Source organism: Oleiphilus sp. HI0123 (assembly GCF_001635315.1).
Map to the genome: position 1 here is coordinate 1 of NZ_LWGE01001042.1, position 5,429 is coordinate 5,429.

A 5,429-nucleotide genomic window follows, 5' to 3' on the forward strand; every position below is an offset into this window, starting at 1 on the left:
CCTACAACAAGTATTTGATAAACCAGAAACGCTCTCCTTCGAAGCCGCAGCAGCAATCCCCGTAAACTACCTTACCGCCTACCAATTACTCGTCGCGATGGGAGGCTTACAAGCTCATGAGAGCGTTCTCATTCACAATGTGGGAGGTGGTGTCGGTCTTGCTGCACTGGAAATCGCCAAGCATATTGGCGCTACAATTTATGGTACTGCTAGCTCAAGGAAGCACAAGTTCTTAAAAGAAAAGGGCTTGGATCACGCAATAGATTACCGTACCCAGGATTGGAAGAAAGAACTTCTCGCCCTCACCAATAGCCGCGGTGTCGACTTGATCACAGACCCTATTGGCGGCGATAACCTGAAAAAAAGTTACAGTGCCTTAGCTAACACCGGCCGACTAGGCATGTTTGGTATTTCCTCTGTGTCCGACTCGGGAATCAAAGGCAAGTTGAATATGCTTAAGATGATTGTGCAAACACCTTTTTATCACCCTTTTGGTTTAATGGATCAGAACAAAGGCGTATATGGTGTCAATATGGGGCATTTATGGCATGAACATAAGAAGATTGATATCTGGATGAAAGAGATACTAAAAGGCTATGCTGAAGGCTGGATCAAGCCTCATGTCGATAGCACGTTTTCCTTCAAGGATGCAGCCAAAGCGCATGAGCATATCGAGCAACGCAAGAATATTGGTAAAGTAATTTTAGTCCCCTAACTCACAATGAAAGCAAGGCTCTTCCATTTATTGGCTTGCTGAGCCTTCGCATATTCTAGAAGGTATACTGAGCCAACATACTGACACTAATAGAATCGCTGTCACGATAGACTTGCGGGCCCTCAAGTACGCGGTATCGCTTACCCTTAAGGAACAAGACTTCCGCCCCTAAGCGCAGCGCACTGTCTTCTTCCTGCCACATTAACGCTAAGGTATGACTACGCCCAAACTCGTTATTTTCTTGGTCCATCTGATCTTGGTCATCAATACCAAACTGGTCATAGCGATAGCTGATTCGATAGTCATTCAGACGGTAGGAAAACATGCCGTACAGGCTGTAGAAATCTATATCAATGCCAGGACCCGCTCCCATTTCAGAGCTGCCTTGAGAGGCTTCCGATAAGAACTCCCAGCCCTCACTAATACGCCAAGCCAAGCCAGCCATAGCAAAGCGGGTTTTCCAGGCATATTCTGCATGTAGAAGTGTCGTATCGCCCCGGTTATCGACCCAAGTGAGCTTTATATTCAGCTCATCCAAAGCCAGTGATGACCTCAGCGCATACCCTGGCCGACCATCAAGATCTCGACCAAAAGGTTTAGTACCGTCATCTCGCTGCCCCGCAAAAATCTGCCCGTCTTGAAGGTTGCTGAGCTCAGGCAAGGCCAATACATCACCCAATACCGTGCGCTGACGCCCGTAAGTCCAACCTCTATAGGCCAACAAAGCGCCCATTGAATCATTACCACCAAAGATCGTTGCAGCTGCCGATAACTCTGGCCCACTATCAAAATGATAACGATAAGACATGTCTAAGCCGATAGGGTGAAACTCCTCACCTATCCAGCTATTGAGCGAAGAGTAGCTAATGGTATAAGGGGATTCCCAGAAGCGATCTATATTTTCCATTGAGGTCGGTAAGAAAAACTGGCCCAGCTTAACACTAAGCGCTTGATTGAAGTCGATATCATGACGATACCTTGCGCTCCACTCTATCACCCCAAGAGAGCGAACGGAGCTATCATTACTCGTACCTTGTGCTTGGATATGAGTACTCAATTGAAAGGCAGAAGAAGGCCGGTACCGATACTCGATATTTGATTCAAATAGGCCTGAAACCGAGCTATCCTGGTCACCCTGTCCAAAACGTCCCAGCCCACCATTGAGCCATGTATTTCCGCTGTCTTGATAGTTGGTAACAAGCGTCACATTGCCGATAAAGCGGTGTGGGCTATTCTGCTTTGCATGCACAAGTGCGCTGCTGATCAAAGCGACTAGAAGCAAGGCGGCACAGATAACTGAAGAGTGTTTTATTCTGAATGCTTTGTTTAGCCTTGTTCATCGAAAAAATAATGCTAGTACTCACTGTTTACATCATAGCCTTTAAACCAGGTAACAAAGTCTGCCGAGTTTTGTGGGCGAGAGATATAGTAACCTTGTAACTTATCGCATCCCCATGTTTCGAGTAAGGCCCAAGACGCTCTGTTTTCAACCCCTTCAGCAACGACAGTTAAACCGAGCTGATGAGCCATGTCTATCGTTGACTGGACAATAGCCTGGTCATATTTACTTTCATCCAGTTTCAAAACAAAGGCCATATCGATCTTTAGCTCGTCTACGGGTAAATCTTTAAGTTGGCTCAAAGATGAATAGCCTGTGCCATAATCATCAATCGCCAAGATAATCCCTTGGTCTCTTAATTGATTAAGCACTTTTAGGGCTTGAACCGGGTTATCAATCATCGCACTTTCGGTGACTTCAAGAATTAGCGAAGAAGTAGAGAGGCCGTTTTTCTCAAGCTCTTGCGCCACATAATCGGGTAGGTCATCGTTGGCCAGATCATAAGCCGAGAGATTGACCGCCATTTTTAGGTCTATCCCTTGAGTTCTCCAAGCAGCGGCTTCACGCAATACACTAGCAATCACCCAACGCGTTAGCGGTGGCATCAAGCCAGACTGTTCAGCAAGACCAATGAACTCTTCAGGTGAGATAAAGCCCAACTCGGGATGAATCCAACGAATCAATGCCTCAACCTGGGTGACTTTGCCTTGCTTAAGCTCCAGCTTTGGCTGATAGAACATGCATAAGGAATCTTGATCGATCGCCTCTTTCAAATCGTTGACCAGGCGCGTTTGCTTAAGATGCTTTTCATCACTACCTGGCTGATAAAGCAACAAAGCAAGCTTCTGCTCATTCGCTTCATTGAGCGCTATGTCCACACGCCTCATTAATTCATCAGTTCGTTGACCATGCTGTGGATATAAAACCACACCCGAGGTAAATGCAATGGGGAGCTTAAGCTCGTTTATTTGATAGGGCTCAATAATCGCTTCTAAAATTCGATTCGCTCGTGCAGATACTTCTGGTTCTGTATCTGCCTTGAGCAATAACAAGAACTCATCCGCCCCCAGCCTTGCAGCACTATCATCCTCACCCATCAGCGAAGAAAGGCGCTTGGCAATACTAATTAGAAGCTGGTCGCCGATATGATAACCAAAGGTCGTATTCACTTGTTTGAAGTGACGAACATTCACCTGCATCAGTGCAAATATGTCTGAATCACCATCGCTTTGCTCAAGCAGGGTTTCAATCTTCTCTTGTATCGAAGCGCGATTAGCCAAACTCGTCAAAGTGTCGTGAAAGACTTGATAGAGAATTTTGTCTTCTCGATCAGCGATGCCCCGCTGCATATGACTTAAGCTGTTAGCTAGTTTACCTATCTCGTTCTTCTTAAAAAGATCAAAATCAATTTCTCCCTTATAATCACCCTGGCTAATTCGTTCTGCCGCACTCACCAGCGTATTAACCGGTCGTGTAATATTTCGGGCAATAATAAAGGCAATAAAAGCCGATAGTAGCAATGCAACGGATGCAATAATGAGTATATGGATTTTTAGTGGTGAAAATTTGGCAATAGCCAAAGACAAGGAGGTACTCAATACCGCATTCACTTGATAATTATCAGCCTTCACCAATGAAGTCACCAGCGCTAAAAAAGACTCTCCCTGGTATGTCATGTGCAACCAGTCACCCTGAGTTTCATAGACCCTCATTGCTGCGTTAGTCTGCTCATCCAGAGTCGACAACTCAAAGCGGCGCTCATTGCTATCCCAACCCGAAAAGCTCACCTCCAGCGTTGTCAGCTCTTTTAACTGCCGAGCAAGCTTATCGTCAATTTGGAAACCTACGGCTGTCCAGGCAGACGTAACCGGCGCAAGTACCGGCAACATCAGAATTTGGTAGGGTAAGCCATCTAATACAACGGTTTGCATCAGACCGCCATTTTCCTCTGCTTCTGACAACAAGTGCTTAAAGGGGAAGTTCTGGCTTTTACCTGTGCTGGCAATCAAGTCACCTTCGAGTGAGGCGATCATCATCAAGTCAGCGCCTATTCTAGCCCCATGATTGTCGAGCACTGAGCCAATAGTTGAACGGTCCTGATCCAGCACAGCGGCTTTAAAACCAAAGTCTGAGGTCAGTACCTCAGCAGACTCGAACAACTGGTTACCTCGCAGCGCCAGTAACTGTTCAAAAACCTTTTGACCTACGACGAGCTTCTCTCTCGCCTGCTCAGCGACACTATTGTTAGTCGCTAATAACACTGCCGAAATCGTCATAATCGACGAGACAATAATTAAACTTAAAAAGGATAGTAGGATTTTTTTTCGCAAGCTCAAGTCAATAACCATCGCGATCCCTTCTATACGCTCTGAACTGACGTCGCGTCTTTTCCTTTTTGAGCTTCAAGGTAATCGTGACTGTTTCATGCTTACTATCGATAGCTTTTCTAACTAAACCGGCTTTCCCCTCTAAGCGAGGATGCCAAATGAGCAGTTCTTCAGCTGTCTGAGAAAAGGTAAGTTTGCCGCTTTCATCGCTCACACCATAATTAGGCCATGGTGACACATAGATATAGCCCAACATTGAGTCATGAATATTGCAACCTAGTGCCACTAAACCCGGCTGATTAAAGGTAATCGGCTGTTCGGGAACTCCTTGATATAATTTAATTTCAAACTTTTTGGGTTGGGAAAAGGAATAGACATGGTGACGGATATTATCACTATTGGGAAAGACAACCGCTTGCCCTTGGTCTATCGCCAATACATGAGGTACAAAGGCAATATCAAGCTGATCCATAATGGCCGGCGTTTCCTCTGCTTGCTCAATATTTCCTTCGGGTATCGCTACATAAGCGTCTTTAACCGGTTTACCGTTCTGATCAAGCACTAAAACCTCAAAAGCAGCTAAGGGTGTCGAACAGAAAACAAGTAAACTAATCATTGCAAAAACAAGTGGGTTAACACGGCTCACTAACACTCTCCAGTCGCTATAGAAGTCCTTAGACGCTGTTAATCAGTGTAGGTTCAAAAACCGGAATCAGAAAGAAGTCAGGTGACTATTTTTTGATTCCGATTAAGGGTCGTTCGATTATACTTAGCCAGAGCCGACGAATTCGAATCACACCTAAATAGCCTAGTAAATTTAAATTATAGGCTATAGATATTAGTCCTACAGCATGCTTAAATAGGCTTCTACGCAAGGGATAATGCGTTAATAACAAAAATGAAGCCGTGCACTACCTTCTACCCAACAACCATAGCAGCTGACCATGAAAGTCCGAACGCCATCATCACTCCGCCAACCGAGCTAGAATCGGATGATGCGGTTTCTGGCCTGGACATTCTTTCAAACTTTCAACGTTCAGATGTTACT

The 5,429-nt window shown here is 45.3% G+C and carries 4 protein-coding genes; 1 reads left to right on the forward strand and 3 read right to left on the reverse strand.

The window, feature by feature from the left end:
• Positions 1 to 715 (forward strand): zinc-binding dehydrogenase (locus A3761_RS09115; RefSeq protein WP_068750126.1); only part of this gene is annotated, 715 nt, incomplete at its 5' end.
• A 55-nt stretch (positions 716 to 770) separates the two neighbouring features.
• Here the strand turns inward: A3761_RS09115 and A3761_RS09120 are convergent.
• The 3 genes from A3761_RS09120 to A3761_RS09130 form a co-directional block, all read right to left on the reverse strand.
• Complete coding sequence (locus A3761_RS09120; protein WP_068750128.1) at positions 771 to 1,964, reverse strand: hypothetical protein; 1,194 nt, start codon at positions 1,962 to 1,964, stop codon at positions 771 to 773.
• A gap of 104 nt (positions 1,965 to 2,068) precedes the next feature.
• Positions 2,069 to 4,402, reverse strand: a complete 2,334-nt coding sequence (locus A3761_RS09125) for an EAL domain-containing protein (protein ID WP_068554262.1) — start codon at positions 4,400 to 4,402, stop codon at positions 2,069 to 2,071.
• On the reverse strand, positions 4,392 to 5,027 hold the full coding sequence (locus tag A3761_RS09130; RefSeq protein ID WP_082865361.1) for a methylamine utilization protein: 636 nt from the start codon (positions 5,025 to 5,027) through the stop codon (positions 4,392 to 4,394). The genes A3761_RS09125 and A3761_RS09130 overlap by 11 nt, the downstream gene beginning before the upstream one ends.
• Between the last annotated feature and the right edge of the window lie 402 nt (positions 5,028 to 5,429).